This is a genomic window from Anaerocolumna xylanovorans DSM 12503 (assembly GCF_900143645.1).
Classification (GTDB): Bacteria; Bacillota; Clostridia; order Lachnospirales; family Lachnospiraceae; genus Anaerocolumna; species Anaerocolumna xylanovorans.
This window is the reverse complement of record NZ_FRFD01000003.1, coordinates 340,792-356,518: the sequence shown is the minus strand read 5'-3', so window position 1 is coordinate 356,518 and position 15,727 is coordinate 340,792. Positions and strand designations below refer to the sequence as shown.

General features: G+C 40.1%; 15 protein-coding genes. 1 reads left to right on the top strand and 14 read right to left on the bottom strand.

Features of this window, described 5'->3' with window-relative positions; translation table 11 throughout:
- Positions 1–22 precede the first annotated feature (22 nt).
- From BUF11_RS01650 to BUF11_RS24215, 10 genes are all read right to left on the bottom strand, one after another.
- On the bottom strand, positions 23–2,359 hold the full coding sequence (locus BUF11_RS01650; RefSeq protein WP_073587861.1) for an alpha-galactosidase: 2,337 nt from the start codon (positions 2,357–2,359) through the stop codon (positions 23–25).
- 34 nt (positions 2,360–2,393) lie between these two features.
- Entirely contained in the window at positions 2,394–3,677 is a 1,284-nt protein-coding gene (locus tag BUF11_RS01645; RefSeq protein WP_073587063.1) for a glycoside hydrolase family 1 protein, read from the bottom strand.
- A 343-nt stretch (positions 3,678–4,020) separates the two neighbouring features.
- Entirely contained in the window at positions 4,021–6,396 is a 2,376-nt protein-coding gene (gene lon, locus BUF11_RS01640) for an endopeptidase La (protein ID WP_073587062.1), read from the bottom strand.
- A 108-nt stretch (positions 6,397–6,504) separates the two neighbouring features.
- Positions 6,505–7,071 carry a TetR/AcrR family transcriptional regulator gene (locus BUF11_RS01635; protein WP_073587061.1) on the bottom strand — a complete coding sequence of 189 codons (567 nt, stop codon included), beginning with the start codon at positions 7,069–7,071 and terminating at the stop codon, positions 6,505–6,507.
- A 249-nt stretch (positions 7,072–7,320) separates the two neighbouring features.
- Positions 7,321–7,998: a CDGSH iron-sulfur domain-containing protein gene (locus tag BUF11_RS01630; RefSeq protein WP_330393831.1), complete on the bottom strand. Its 678-nt coding sequence runs from the start codon at positions 7,996–7,998 to the stop codon at positions 7,321–7,323.
- 5 nt (positions 7,999–8,003) lie between these two features.
- Positions 8,004–8,219, bottom strand: coding sequence for a hypothetical protein (locus tag BUF11_RS01625; protein WP_073587860.1), 216 nt, complete (start codon positions 8,217–8,219; stop codon positions 8,004–8,006).
- Between the two features lie 179 nt (positions 8,220–8,398).
- Positions 8,399–8,947: an NADPH-dependent FMN reductase gene (locus BUF11_RS01620; protein WP_073587060.1), complete on the bottom strand. Its 549-nt coding sequence runs from the start codon at positions 8,945–8,947 to the stop codon at positions 8,399–8,401.
- 36 nt (positions 8,948–8,983) lie between these two features.
- Positions 8,984–9,625 (bottom strand): NmrA family NAD(P)-binding protein, encoded by a 642-nt coding sequence (locus BUF11_RS01615; RefSeq protein ID WP_073587059.1) that lies wholly within the window; start codon positions 9,623–9,625, stop codon positions 8,984–8,986.
- 18 nt (positions 9,626–9,643) lie between these two features.
- Positions 9,644–10,051 (bottom strand): Rrf2 family transcriptional regulator, encoded by a 408-nt coding sequence (locus BUF11_RS01610; RefSeq protein ID WP_073587058.1) that lies wholly within the window; start codon positions 10,049–10,051, stop codon positions 9,644–9,646.
- A 293-nt stretch (positions 10,052–10,344) separates the two neighbouring features.
- Positions 10,345–10,545, bottom strand: a complete 201-nt coding sequence (locus BUF11_RS24215; RefSeq protein ID WP_175561967.1) for a hypothetical protein — start codon at positions 10,543–10,545, stop codon at positions 10,345–10,347.
- Between the two features lie 434 nt (positions 10,546–10,979).
- On the opposite strand from BUF11_RS24215, the gene BUF11_RS01605 reads away from it, so the two are divergent.
- Positions 10,980–11,693 carry a DUF4386 domain-containing protein gene (locus BUF11_RS01605; RefSeq protein ID WP_073587057.1) on the top strand — a complete coding sequence of 238 codons (714 nt, stop codon included), beginning with the start codon at positions 10,980–10,982 and terminating at the stop codon, positions 11,691–11,693.
- Here the strand turns inward: BUF11_RS01605 and BUF11_RS01600 are convergent.
- The 4 genes from BUF11_RS01600 to BUF11_RS01585 all read right to left on the bottom strand — a co-directional run bounded on the left by BUF11_RS01600 (position 11,652) and on the right by BUF11_RS01585 (position 15,657).
- The gene (locus BUF11_RS01600) at positions 11,652–12,233 is read right to left on the bottom strand and encodes a Crp/Fnr family transcriptional regulator (protein ID WP_073587056.1); all 582 of its coding nucleotides are present in this window, start codon (positions 12,231–12,233) and stop codon (positions 11,652–11,654) included. The two genes, BUF11_RS01605 and BUF11_RS01600, sit on opposite strands and share 42 nt — an antisense overlap.
- 76 nt (positions 12,234–12,309) lie before the next feature.
- Entirely contained in the window at positions 12,310–12,669 is a 360-nt protein-coding gene (locus BUF11_RS24575) for a class I SAM-dependent methyltransferase (RefSeq protein ID WP_073587055.1), read from the bottom strand.
- Between the two features lie 12 nt (positions 12,670–12,681).
- Complete coding sequence (locus BUF11_RS01590; protein ID WP_073587054.1) at positions 12,682–13,332, bottom strand: class I SAM-dependent methyltransferase; 651 nt, start codon at positions 13,330–13,332, stop codon at positions 12,682–12,684.
- A gap of 216 nt (positions 13,333–13,548) precedes the next feature.
- Positions 13,549–15,657 carry an FAD-dependent oxidoreductase gene (locus BUF11_RS01585; protein ID WP_073587053.1) on the bottom strand — a complete coding sequence of 703 codons (2,109 nt, stop codon included), beginning with the start codon at positions 15,655–15,657 and terminating at the stop codon, positions 13,549–13,551.
- Positions 15,658–15,727 lie beyond the last annotated feature (70 nt).

Genomic DNA, 15,727 nt, shown 5'->3' with positions numbered 1-15,727 from the left:
TTTGTGCCGTTGAATATAAATGCTACTTTTGCTGTTCATTTTCCTTCTCTGTAATATACATATTTGACCCAAAATCACCAAGCATTCGTATGCTTTCATGATAACCCGTCCCGATAAACTGCTCGCATAATGGTATTCCTGCTGCAAGTGCCTCTGAAGAACAGGTATAGGTTTCCACACAATCCTTCAGACTATAATGGCGATTGGCTACCCGCATAATTACACCATCGGGATTTAACTCCACAGGTGCAACGTGTTTTATTAATCCTCCAAAGCGCTCAATATAAAGCCTTTGCGATCTTGTCCGAATGGTAAACCTTCCTTTTTTCAGGCCAATCACCTTTAGCTTGTCGCTGCTTTCTGCTGCGGTGGCCAATGTTTGAAAAAAGCCGGTGAGTGCGGTTTCCTTATCCTCGCTTACCGTTTCCCATATAACTTTATTGGATTTATAGGATTTAACCCTGTAAAATCTTCCATATTGAAAAATCTTTCGATACTGCTTATAGAATGCAACTTGCTCTGCAATATCTTTTCTTTGCTCCGGTGACAGATACTTTAAGTCCAACTCATACCCCAGGCATCCAAAGCAAGCCGCATGGAAACGGGTTGCAAGGGGTGTCTCACGTAAGGTTTGCTGATGGGGAGACCCCGAAACATGAGCCCCCATGGTGGATTGGGGATAAAAATAGGATAAACCTGCCTGAATTTTTAACCGCTCAATGGGATCCGTATCGTCAGAAGCCCAAATCTGCGGGCTATAGCAAAGCATTCCTAAGTCGAACCTATTGCCGCCGCTGGAACAACTCTCCAGCAAAATATGGGATCTGGGCCCGAATATCCTGGTCAACACCTCATAGAGACCCAAAATGTAACGATGATAGAACTCACCTTGGTTTTTCAAAGCTGTAGAAAATGCTTCCGCAATATGGCGGTTCATATCCCATTTCACATAAGAAATTTTTGCCTCATCCAGAATGCTGCTAACCTGCTCTACAATATAATCCCGAACTTCTTTTTTGCAAAGATCCAGCACCAACTGATTTCTTCCTAAAACCGAATGACGGTTTGGCAGTTTAATAGCATATTCCGGATGGCTCCTATACAACTCGCTATCCTCATTCACCATCTCCGGTTCAAACCAAAGGCCAAAATCTAATCCAATGTTTCTTATTTTATCTGCAAAAGCCTTCATTCCGTCCGGTAATTTCTTAGGGTTTACCCTATAATCTCCAAGCCCCGCTCTATCATGATTGCGGTCGCCAAACCAGCCGTCATCCAGTACAAATAGTTCTATCCCTAATTTTTTCGCATCTCTGGCAAGCCGCAATAGTTTTCCTTCATTAAAATCAAAAAAGTGTGCCTCCCAATTATTAAGCAGAATCGGCCTTTCCTTCTTCTTATAGTCGCCTCTTACGATATGTTCATTAATGAAATCATGCATATTATGGCTTGTGCCATTGAATCCCTGACTGCTATAGCTCATCACGCATTCCGGTGTTTCAAACTTCTCCTCCGGAGATAATATCCATTCAAATAAATGAGGATTAATTCCCATACATACACGGACGTAATCCCGTTCATTTTTTTCTATTATACTATAATGGTTCCCGCTATAAATCATATTGAAGGCATATACACTTCCATAGTCTTCATTCGCATCAGCTTCCGCTAATAAAAACGCAGGATTATGACGATTACTGCTTGCTCCTGTTGTGGAAGAATTTACCGTAATTCCGTAGGAAACCGGTCGCTTATGCAAGTTACCTTCTTTAATCCAGCCCCCATCTAAGGTGTACATCTGAAAACATTCATCCGGTAAATCCATAGAAATACTCATGATACGGCGGATTGTGACAGGAACACTTCCTTCATTCCTTACAACCGCTCTTCTGCTAATCACATTCGTCTGCTTAAATACTGTATAATACAGGTCAATAAAAATAGGATATGTCTTATCCTTTAATATTATGATTAGAGTCTGATCACCGCCATAGGCTGTAGGCATGGCCTCCATTGCAACCGTGCCCTCCAGTATTTCATGCCTTTCATAAATGAAATCGGTAACAAAGCTGCCATCAGGCATTTTAAATTCCGTTGGACTGTAGCGGTAATCACCCCTTCCATTGTCCGACCATTCTAAACACATACCATCCAGACTATATACATCATCTTCCCTGCTGTAAAGAACACTGCTGCCAACCATAATGGACCGTTTTTGAGCCAGAACATTCACTCCATCCTCTTTACTTAACAGGTTTCCATAATAAATATGCTCCAAATGCCCGTACTTTGTTTTGCCAATAAGATAGGTCGTACAATCTGTATCTAAACGAAAGCTTCTTTCATCAGTTGTAATCAAAGCACATTCTCCTTTAGCCTTTCTATCTTTCATATTAATAGTGATACTTTAGTGGTTCTACATATTCTCTATAAAGTTCTTCCGATATACCGCTTTCTTCAATCATCCTGGTAAAAAACCTGCCAGAAGTTTTGATTGTTCTTTCTTGGGTCTCATAATTGACATGTACCAGTCCAAAGCGTGCACTTTCTCCTTCCACCCATTCAAAGTTATCACAATAACACCAGTGATAGTACCTTGTTATCGGAAGGTTGGACTCGCTTATTACTTTTAAATGTTCGTAGATATATTTTGATCGAAATGCATCCTGATTATCGCAGGTGCCATTCTCAGTAATATAAATCGGTCGTTTTAAAAGCTGATAAATATGAGCAGTACAACGAATAAGCCCTTCCGGATAGATCTCCCATCCCAGATCATTCTTCGGTGCATCCTGCTTGACCCCATCGCCAAACCCCGATACCGTACTCCGTGTATAGTAATTAATTGCAATGAAATCCAGATATTCGCCATGTGAGATATCTTTTGATCTTTTTAGCGGCCATTTAAAATCACCTGTGGATATGGCCTCGGTTATAGCCCCTTGGAAAAACCAATCTAATAGCTTAGCACAAATACAATGCCAGGGATTTCTCGGATTTTGTGGATCAAAGACACGAACGTGATTGGCAAAACTCACCTTTGTATCCTGATATCCCATTGACTCACGCATACTATGTATCATCTGGTAAGCTTTAATATGGCAGATTGCCATATTTGACATTACTGAAACCGCTTGCGAAAGTGATTTTTCTCCGGGAGGCCACTCCCCAAAGTAATAGGAATTGGTTGCATATACATTAGGTTCGTTAATTGTTATGTACTCAGCAACAAGGCCTCCGAATACATTTACAATAAGTTTCACAAAATCAAGGAAGTATCTTATGTTCTCTTTCTGTGTGAATGCCCCTTTTCGCTCAAACCACATGGGATTGGTGAAATGATGTATCGTAAGCAGAACCGTAATTCCTTGTTCCTTTAAATATTGCAGCTCCTCTCTATAATGTGCAATTACCTCCTCATCTACTTCTCCTTCATTTGGACATATTCTCGCCCACTCAACTCCCATCCGATAATGCTTAATCTTCATCAAAGCCATAAGATCCGCATCTTCTTTCCATAGGTGATAATGATCCGTTGCACGGACCGGACTGGAATGATCTTTGATATTCCCTCTTGTATACCAGTCATTCCAGTTATGTTCACAATTACCTCCCTCAATCTGAGTTGCTGCCGATGCAACCCCTAATGATAATTGATCTTTGAATTTAATTTCCATGTCCCCTCCATTTCTATATTTTAGATGTACTTTTAATTAATACTTTTATCCCTTATGCCATTTTATTATTAATTAAATTATATCATACAATCATCCAAATGGAAATTTTATCATCTAATCGTAAACTCTATACAAAAAATATACCCTCGATATGTTCCATAAACACATATCGAGGGATAAAGTTGAGTTGACATATTTACTTTTATTATATACAAGCCTTGAAATCCAGTGTTTTCAATGTGTGCAGTGTCAATAACAGTTCTCACCCAATGAGTAAAATTATAAAAGATACCGCTTGAGACTTGAAAAGACCTGTTTTATCTGTCCACCCCTGCTTTACTATTTATACCTCCTGGAATAAGCCTTTGGTTCCCTTTTGAAGAAACATATGCTCGATTCTTGGCAGAGAAATTCCCAAAGTTTCTTTCAATACATCTTCAATAGTTTCAACCGGTATCACCGTAAGCTGGTTCTTTACTTCTTCCGGCACATCCTTTAAATCAATCAGATTATCTCTTGGTATAAGCACTTTGTTAATACCTGCTCTTTGGGCACCCAGTAATTTTTCCTTCAAACCTCCTATTGGAAGTACGGCACCTCTTAATGTAATCTCACCGGTCATGGCAATTTTGGAATCCACTTTTTGGCCTGTAATTAAGGAAGCAAGCGCAGTGAATAATGTAATTCCGGCGGATGGACCGTCTTTGGGAACCGCTCCGGAGGGCACATGGATATGCAGATCTCTTTCTTTAAAGTTAACGGTATTTAAAGGCAGCCTGGATTTTAACAGACTCAAGGAAATTCTTGCCGATTCCTTCATTACCTCTCCCAGTTTACCGGTCAATATAACCTCTCCGCTGCCCGGCATATCGGTAGCTTCAATAAATAAGATTTCGCCGCCTACCGGTGTCCAGGCAAGTCCGGTAACAACTCCCGGGGGATTATCCTGCTGCGCTTTGTCATGTCTGGAAACCTGTCTGCCAAGAAGTTCCTCCAGCTCTTCCATCTGAATTTTATAAGGAATCTCTGCTTTGTTCGAAACAATCTTTTCGGAAGCCACTCTGGCAAGCGCTGCCAGTTGTTTTTTCAGTCCCCTGACTCCGGCTTCCAGTGTATAATCGTTGATAATTTTATAAAGGATCTCATCTTCTACAACCAGCTGTTCTTTTGACAATCCGTGTTCTTCTAAAACAGATGGTATTAAATAATTTCTTCCGATATGGAATTTTTCATCAACGGTATAGCTGGAAACCGGAATCACTTCCATTCGGTCCAATAATGGTCCCGGAATGCTTTCCAGGGAATTTGCCGTGGCAATAAAGAAAACATCGGACAGATCATAGGGGAGATCCAGATAATGGTCGGTAAAGCTGTTGTTTTGTTCCGGATCAAGGACCTCCAGCAAAGCGCTCGCAGGATCACCGCTGTAACCGCCGGCTGTCAGCTTGTCTACCTCATCGAGAACCATGACCGGGTTATTGGCTCCTGCCTTTCGGATGCTTTGAATAATCCTACCCGGCATAGCTCCTATATAGGTCCTGCGGTGCCCCCGGATTTCAGCTTCATCCCGGATACCGCCTAAGCTCAAACGGATATACTGTCTGTCCAATACTTCCGCAATACTTTTGCCAAGACTGGTTTTACCGGTACCGGGAGGTCCCACCAGCAAAAGTATGGATCCCTTTTTGTCATTTTTCAGCTTCATAACAGCCAAATGCTGTATAATCCGGTCTTTGACCTTATTCAGTCCATAGTGCTGTTCATCCAGAATCTGTCTGGCTTTGCCCAGATCAATAGAACTTTGCTCTGCTTTTTTCCAGGGAAGCTGTACCAGCAGTTCCAGATAATTGCGGATAACATTATACTCCGAACTGTTGGGTCCCTGGGCATTTAGTTTATCCAGTTCTTCAAGGGCACTCTTTTCAATATCAGACGGCATCTGCGCTTCTTTAATTTTGGTCAGATAATCCTTCTCTTTTTTATTTTCGTCCTCATTGCCTTCATTTAATTCCTCCTGAATGGCTTTAAGCTGCTCCCGCAGTACGGATTCTCTGTAATATTTGTTGGCTTTCTCTGAAAATTTCTCTGAAATCTGCAGCTGCAGCTCTATGGCTTCCTTCTGTTTTAACAGATGATCCATGAACCGCAGACTTCTCTCTTTTAAGGACTCTATTTCGAGCAGTTCATACCTTTCTTCATTTGAAATAGGCATATACTGGCTTAAATATACCATAAGGCCATTTAAATCCTTAAACTCTTCCACAATCCGGATATACTGTTCGCCGCCCTGGAATTTCACACTGATTTCACGAATTACCTTCTTTAGATAGTCAAGCATCTCTTCCTGACTCTTATGGTCTAAGTCCGTTTTGTCCGGGATGGTCTCATATCCGGCTAATATCAGACCGCTTTCGATATTCAGTTCCTTTACTTCTACCCGTTCTGCAATATGAACCGTAAGCTGGATACCGCTCTCTGTTTTCCGGGTATCATTGACCGTAAAGATTACCCCCATCCGGTAAAAATCTTCTTCCATCAGACCTTTCTGTCCGAAATTCTGCTTTAACGGCAATGCAATGTTGGTACTATTCTCGTCTCTTAAAAATTGCAGCTGCACTTCTTCGGGTGTTTTTATAAAAAACTTTGTTGTGACACCCGGCAATAAAACCGTATTGGATACGGGAAAAACAATTCCCCTGTTATTATTATTCTCTGACATACTATCATCCTTTCCTTTTGTATTAAATGAATATTCGTTTATTATAAATAGTTAATAATTGCGAGATTTTTTGCAAGTTATGTTTACAAAAATATCTCGCTGAAACTTTTATTGTATTAATACCGCATCCTGTATGATTATAATCATCTCCTTTAATAAATCTGCTCTCTCCGCCTCACTCTTATGGTTATCCACAGCAATGGCCTTGACCGGATAAAAGATAATGGCCAGCAGATTATCATAACGGTAATTCTTAATGATCTGCTTTTTCTTCATATCCTCAATCAGGCTGTAAATATGACAGACTCCCTTTTTTCCTGAACAGCTGTTAACCAGGGAAGGACAGTTGGAAAACTGCTCTACAAAGCTGAAGATTTCCTTATTTTGAATGATATAGTTGTAGTAACTTCTAATGAGTATCTCAATAAGCTGCTGCCCGTCCATCTTCAAGTCCACACAGCTAAGTAAATAATCAAAAATATCTTCGGAATATTCATTATAAATATTCTGCAGCATGTTTTCTTTATTTTCATAATAGATGTATACTGTTGCCGGCGAAACCCCAGCCATCTTCGCGATTTTTGAGATAGAAGCACCGTGAAAACCTTCCTCAAGAATGAGTTTGATTACCGCTTCTTTTATGCTTCTCTCTTTTTCATCATCTTTTTTTCTCATGATATCACCTCAACATAATTCTATAATAAACGAACATTCACTTATTGTCAATATAAATTTTTCTCACGTTATAGTTTTCCGACATCTATGTAAAATGAGTAATCCCATGAATTTCTCTGTCAAAAAAGGACGTGAAAGCTTTCACTCTCATGTCCTCAATTCTAGTGGCTTTCAATTACTTTAATCCTTCATTTGACTGTTTTCTTCTGTAGCAGGACTATGGTCTCCACATGGCTTGAATACACAATTCTATGTAGTAATATGAGAAGCATCACAGAACGGTTTTCTAACGGATTTCCCACACCGGCAAAGTGTCATCCGGTTTCTTAACTCATAGAGCATACCATCCGAAGATTCCAAGGGAATCCTTCCCTTTACATAAATAGGACCACAAGCATTCTTGGAAAAGTCTTTTAAAAGCTCAATTGACGGTTCAAAGTCAGGTTCTATTTCTTTTCCTGCCTGATCAAGTACCACAAGCCTTCCTGCGGGACATTCATTAGCACCTTTAATTGCCTCGTCTCTTAGGTTGGGATCGTCGGACTTATCTATCAAATTCCACACTTTTCCCTCTTCCCTGTGGCAAAAGCGCGCAAAGGCACATCGATTATCATCTAATAAAGTCAGTTGCGGACCCTCTCTTCGCTCTGCCCTGTCAATATAATTCATTCTGGAAGCTGTTTCATTGCCAACAAACCCAACTTTCTCATGACAGCCATCACAAAAAGGCATGTGCTTTGAGTGTCCACATCGGCACAGTGCATATTCAGACTGCAATGGATATTCCTGACCTGTCTGATATTCGTAATGATTGTCTACAGGAATAATTATCTTCTCTACAAGCGGTATGCATCCCGTAACAACATATGGTCCGCCCTTAATAATCTTTATCCTGCCATTTTTGTCATTTAATAAAATAGTATGCACCTTCTTTAGTTAAGTGATTTTAATTCCTCCGGTGTTACTATATCAACATAAGCAGTTCTAAGCTCTTCTTCTGCCGAGCAATTTTGCATATAATACCAGTCTGACACTTTCTTTGTAATTTCCTCATCACTTCCCTCTGCCTTATCAGGGTAGATTGCCAGTAGCTCATTTGTCTTTTTATTTCTTATCCCAATTTTCTCAGCATTTTCAAATTTTCCCATTATCTTCATCCTTTCTGCGGATATTCTGTCCATTATCGTATCCTTTTCTATATTATAACATCTTTTACTTTCATTTCACACCCATTACATGATTAAATAATCTATTGCACCTTCTGTTCACCATAATTAGCAAATAAAAAGGGAAACGGCTAAGCTAATGCTGTTTCCCTATTATATCATTATGCTACTTTTTCAATCCATGCGGCAAAGGCTGCTAAAAATTCATCAATAAATCCTTTGGTGCCTTCGTTGCTTAATACTCCGTTTTCATCAATCAATGTGTGGTATGCTCCGATATACGCTTCGGGCTGGGCAAGTGTTAAAACATTCAGAAATGCCAACACCTGACGCAAATGATGATTTGCTCCAAATCCGCCGATTCCTCCGGGAGACTGGCTGATTACCGCACCCGGTTTTCCGCTCCATACATTATGACCATAAGGTCTTGAGCCTATATCCAGTGCATTTTTCAATGCTGCCGGAATGGAACGGTTGTGCTCCGGTGTGATAAAAAGTACGGCGTCCAAAGCTTTAACTTCATTTCTAAAGTCTGTGTACTCCTTTAATTCTTCACCATCAGAATCCTGACTGTAAAGAGGAAGGCCTCCGATATCAATTAGTTTAACCGTATAGCCTGCCGGTGCGTTATTCTTAACATAATCGGCAATACTTCCACTAAAAGAATTTTTTCTTAAACTGCCTGTAATAATTCCAATTGTCTTACTCATAAAATATACCTCCATTTAGATTATTGATTATTTAGATCATTGATTACATACGGTAAATCTTGTACGGATAAACTGCGGTTTCTCGATTTCATCGAGAATTGCAACAGCCATAGTTCCGCTTGTCACAATCGACTCTCCCTTCCCGGAGGTCAGAAGACTATCCGTTCCCAAAAGAGGAACCGTAGCTTCTCCGGCAATAAATGTAACCGAAGGAGATACTCCTACCCAGTTCACATTCTCAATACCGCGTAAAAAATTAAGTGTCTTATAGGCTTCCGTTGGAATGGATATCCAGGAAGCGGCATCAGGAACCGTCTTTAAGGTGTCTAAATACAGCTTGCCGTTTTCATCCAGCAGACTGGCCGCACCAAGAATAAAAAACAGCCTGGGGCTTTTTGTCTCACGGAAAAAGCCGATAAGCTTCGCAGCCAGGTCCAGGTGCAGATATGCTTTAGCCGGAGCGGTAGCAAAAGCATTTACAATAACCTCAAAGTCTTCAAGGTCGGATTTCGTTAAATCAAATATGTCTTTATCGATTACCTTGGCACCACTTCCAAACAAAGAAACTGCTTTTTCTTTATCTCGGACAATGGCAGTCACATCATGTCCCCGTAAGGTACTTTCTTTGTACAGTGCACTGCCGGCCATACCGGTTGCACCAATAATTGCTATCTTCATAACACACCTCCTGATAATTTATTTAAAATCTTTTATGATATCCGCCAAAGTGACAGCAGATAACTTTTCTTCTGTTGCGGTTTGTATATTGCCGTATAAGTGTTTCAGCGTACTTTCTATTTTTGCTCCTACGGGACAGTTTTGATTGGTATTGCTGTGAATACCGAATAAATCCCGGTGGTCTTCCGCTGCGAGAAAAATATCAAGGAGCGTAATATCTTCTGCTTTTTTTGCAAGACCTGTCACACCAAGCTTAGTACTCGTTTTGATTAATTTTGCCCTTTTCAGACGGCTCATTAAACGCCTGACAAGTACGGGATTCGTATTAACACTGGAAGCAATGTACTCTGATGTCAAGGGGTGATCTCCCATCAACGCAATCAGACTTAATATATGAATACTTACTGATAATTTACTTGAATACATAAGCGTCTCCTTTTGTAACCATTATAGTTACTAATTATTTGTTTGTCAAGTATCTAAATGATATTTTTAATATTTTTATAAAGAAACGACAAAGATTATTATTCCAGTGCCGAAGCTGCTTTACCCTGAATGAGCATTAGAGGAAGTCAGACATATTTCCATAAGCCTGAGGCATATGGCAGCAGAAATAGAAGATGTCGCACGGTGTCAGGAAAATATTGCTAAACGAATTCTACTTCCATTCTTTCTGTGAATTATTTTTTGAAATTTATCCTTTTCAGATATCACTTCCTTTAATATACTGTTCCTATCGGGAAATACTTAATGATGTTTGATTTCCTCTGCTTCTCAGTATCTTCCCCACCATTTTCAATAAATTCACTTGCAATGCTTATGACCAGCTCATTCCCTAATACATTCTTTGCTTCCAGCTCCACATGGACGTCAGGTAATCCCATGTATTTTCTATTAAAAAAGGACGTGAAAGTTTTCACTCTCATGTCCTCAATTCTAGTGAATTTATATTACTTATATCCCATAATTTAACTACTTTTCTTTTGCAACAGGGTTATGGATTCCACATGCCTTGAACGGTCAAAAAAGATGCCGCTTGAGCCTGGTGGGGCCTTGGCGGCGGAGTATGTTTAGGAAAATGATTTTATTATACAATCACGAAGCTGGTCCATCAAAGCTAGCGTAACTCATTTTTAACAATTTTGTTTCGTAACTGACCCTGCCTCGATTTACCGGGCAGTAAGAGCCCAATATAACCAGGGCATAGAAAATGGACTCACCTTTTTTGCCTTGTGGTTCATTGTCAGGAGAAGTTTGGTAATAAAAGATATCGTTGTAAATTGACTTAAGTCAATGCAGGATGAAGAGAGATGATATACAATATTATCATCAAACTTAAAAGAAAGGATAAATTATGGAAAATCGTTTCAATTATAAATTGCAAAATAATACTGCCAGAATAGCAGGATTATTATACACATTAATGATCCCCCTGGGCGCATTCGGCATCATGTACATCCCCCAATTCCTTATCGTCCCTGGGGATGCGGATGCAACAATAGCAAATATTCTCACAAACAGTGGTCTTTTCAGACTCAGTATACTCAGCTCTCTGGTTGTACAGATCAGTCATATTTTTATTGTTCTGCTATTATATAAGCTCCTTAAGCCGGTTAAAGGGAATATAGCGGCGCTTATGGTTATATTCATGCTGGTTTCGATTCCGATTTCAATGATAAACGAATTAAGCAATTATATGGCGTTACTTATGGCAAATAGTGGTCCATCAGTTGCAGGAACGTTTGCCGGTCAACCAAAAAATATGCTGTTTCTGTTTTTTGAGCTGCACAAATACGGAATTCTTATTTCAGGGTTTTTCTGGGGGTTGTGGCTTTTCCCAATGGGTTATCTGGTTATCAAATCACATTTTCTGCCGAAAGTATTGGGTATCCTGCTGATAATTGCATTCTGCGGCTATATTGTCGACAGTCTGTTAGGTTTAGGCATTCCAGGCTATGAGGAAACCGCAATTGCATCCATCCTGAAACTTCCGATGTACTGCGAGATTCTGCTTCCTCTGTGGCTTTTATTTAAGGGGATTAAGCCTTCTCTTGATGCGGCTCAATGATTCCGGCCGTATACCTAAGAAGCTTGCCAATTGATTTTGCGGAATGCGCTCGGCAAGTCCCGGGCGCTTCTCTAACAATGCCAGATACCTTTCTTCCGGACCAAAAGAAAGTAAATCTGCATAATCATCATGAATATTAGACGTGATTTCTTCCAGCATCTTTCTCACCATGGTTTCCAGAAAAGGATATTTTGCATACATCTGTGTTTCATCGTTCAAGTCTCCATCAAGCAATATAGCGTCTTCCAAACAAACAAGACTATACTTTGAAGCCTCATGCGAACGCTGCGGGTTATATACGGACGCAACTTGATTCTCCGAATAGAAATTTGACGTATTTTCATTGCCATCCGTATCAACGGAAAACTGACGTATTAATCCTTTTAGGACAAAATAACACTTAGATGAGACATCCCCTTGTTCCAGAAGTATCGTTCCCTTTTTGAAGCATCGGACCGGAAGATGTTCTATGACCTCCTTAAGTGCTTCGTCAGGCACGTTTGTATAGTTTTTCAGGTATTGGAATAACATATCTTTCATCATATGCCTCCGGAAAATGTATTGTACTGTATATAATATAAACAATAACATAATTTCAAAAAAATTCCTATTCAAATCATTGCTTCATAAAGTTTTTCGCTACTATGTTATCTGCTTCATATGGTATCCAACAGTACCTGGCAGGTCCTGCCGGAAATGTGCGTATGTACTCTAATATTTTTATCATAGCAACATAAGCTAATATAGATTCTGAACAATCAACAGCCGTTACAACTGCACCTTTATCAGCAAGTGCTCTTGAATATCCTCCTTCATCACACCCTAAATCCAAAATGTGTTTACCCCTTACCTCTCCAATAGCCTGCAAAGTAAAAGGTATAATGTAGTGAATACGAAAATCATTACGCTGTGCTGCCTCAATCCATTCTTCTGTTCCAACCTTATTCCAATATTCCGTTGAACTATCTTTTTTCAATTTGGAATCACTTCATTTTTTACATAGACAATATAAAATAACGCCGTCTTCCGGTACACATATCTCACCTTCTCCACTCATCAGAACATCAAAAGCAGCCTGCTTTGCATAATTCTCTAATTCTTCTCGAGAGAATGTTTCCCAATAGATATCTCGTTCCTTGTAAGGGTAGAATTTATTTTCTTCAAGACAGTAATCATAGTGTTTCATTATGTATTGCATATAATGTCCTGAATAGCTGAACAGCCCTCCGGATTTTAAAACACGCTTACATTCACATATAAAGCTTTTCTTGTAATCTTCTCCATATAACAATCCAAAACTCTGATTCCATATGATAACTATATCAAATGTCTCATCATTAAAAGGAATAACTTCGCCATCATAGTGATAAAATTTCACCTTACAATCTGCCTTCAATGCTTCTTCATTTGCTTTTTCAACTGCATATTTTGAAATATCAAGTCCAATTACCTCGAACCCCTGCCTCTTAAGCGTAAAAGCTTCTCTTCCCATTCCGCTGCCAACATCAAGTATTTTTGCTCCATGAGGGAACATATCTGCAACCTGTTGTTCCCAAATCTTTAACTTTCCTTTATCCCAGCCCCTCATTTCATCAACATGTTCCTTTTTTTCATACCAATCTGATACTATTGAATTCATTAATAACCTCCTTTAATTAGGATTCTTCTTAACCGGTATCTTAATTGTACCGTGTATCAAAAATATTACTAGACTTTTATTATTACTTATGGTATAGTGCATACTGTATTATGCTTAAAAAGATTCTTCGATTGCCGAAGAATCTTTTTCTTTATACTATCTTATTCTTTACATCTATTGCTTAAATCGAATCATCGCCTTGTCTCCCTATATGCTTCATATGCTTTGTGCAAGATGAAAGGCTTCATGTACTGAATCTTTAATGCGTCCCGGCTTTTTCGCATCACCTATTACATAGAATTTTTCACAGCATCCTTTCAGCTCATCAATCGCTTCCGTATTGCTGCGTACACCAAGCGAAAGCACAATAATGTCAAATCGTAATATTTCCCGTACAGCATTCTTCTGGACTAATGTGAGTTTGTGATCTTCAATACGTTCCAGCCTGCATCCAGGTAGAAAAACTGTCTCGCCGTTATCAAGTGACTGCATTACCTCCCACACACCAACGTTAAAAGCACCCTGTGCGATTTTGTCAGCCATTTCGATAACAGTTACACGATTTCCTTGCTCCACCAGCAGTTCGGCTGTTTCAATGCCCGTCATGCCTGAACCGACCACAGCAATATTCTTGTTCAGGGGCTTCAAACTGCCGTCAAGTATTGACGTTGTGGTAGTCACATACTCTGCATCAGCTCCCGGTATATTGGGTTTAAATGCAGATGCACCCGTTGCTACAATAACCGCATATGGATTCATGGATTGAATAAGCTGTTTTGAAGCTGTAGTATTATATATGATTGTTACACCGCCGTTTTTTGCCTGATACTCCAAATCCTCATAACACCAAGCAAGCCTTTCTTTGTGTGGCGGGATTTTTGCAAGCTGAAGTTGCCCACCTGACTCCGATTCTTTTTCAAGCACGGTCACATCAAAATTACGGATAGCCAATTCACGGGCGGCGGTAAGTCCACTCGGCCCCGCTCCAATAATAACAATCTTTCGCCTCTTCCCATCAGCCATCTGCTCCGTTAGTTTTGCCTCGCGACAAGTACGAGGATTTAAGGAACATTGTACTGGATGACCATTGGTGAGACCTTTTTCGTAGCTTTCAATACAATAAAGGCAGCCAATACACCTTTGAATATCTTTATCTTGACCGAGTTCAGCTTTTTTTGCCCAATGGGGATCAACAAGAAGGGGACGCGCCAGTCCGATAAAATCCTGTACGCCTTCCTCCAAATACTTCTCTGCCATATCTGGCGTTCTAATCATCCCCACTGCTATTACCGGAATGCTCACAGCCTCTTTTATCGCCTGTGCCATATATTTTCTCCAACCGAGAGGAAAGCTGTTAGGTTCCTGTATGACAAAAAGCGTCTCCACTGTACCAGCCGTTACATCAATTGCATCCGCACCAAAGCTTTCTAAAGCCTTAGCAATTTTTACGCCTTCAGACAAATGGATACCTTGTTCGGGATAACCAATTTTTTCGTAAAATTCATCTACTGTCAGACGAACGACCACAGGAAAGTCTCTTCCGCATACGTGATGGATACCCTGGATAATCTCTTTCAAAATACGCGTTCGATTTTCGGTATTGCCACCATATTTGTCAGTGCGTATATTAGTATGTGGACTAAGAAACTGGTTGAGCAGATATCCATGTCCCGCATGGAGTTCAATTCCATCAGCGCCGGACTTTTTAACCCTGACCGCAGCATCAATGAACTGCCGTACCAGCACCTTGATTTCAGCAACGGACAGCGGTTCAATCCGTTGGCTTCCAAATACAGAAAGACCTAGACCTGCTGGTACGTTACTGGGGGCACGTAAAGGCCTCATATATTTGTTCAACATTTTCTGCATTTTGGGGTCAGACATCGAGTCCGCGTCTTGCTTTGCAAGGATGGAGAAAAACCACTTCCAATATCCAGGAATTATTTTAGCCAGCTTTTTGTTTATCCCCCACATCGTCGGAAATATCACAACATTTTGACGTCCTGGGTGATGAAGCTGCACAAAAATTTTTGTTCCTTCCTGATGTACTGCATCCACTACTTTTGAAAAAGGTTTTATATATTTGTCGGAAGACATAGAAAGCTGTGCTGGCGCCACAACTCCATCTTTTTCATTTATTCGTGTATACTCCGTAATGATGAGACCTACGCCACCCTTGGCTCGTTCTGCATAATAAGCGATTGTATTTTCGTTGGCAGTACCATCATAGTGAGAAATATCCACACCCATTGCAGTCATTACAATTCTGTTTTTAGTCTGAACATTCCCAATTCTTCCTTGGCTAAAAAGTTTAGCGTATTTCATGCTTTTGCCTCCTGTATAATTTTATATACCATAATAGCAAATTCTGTTGTCAAATCTAAACCTAAGCTCT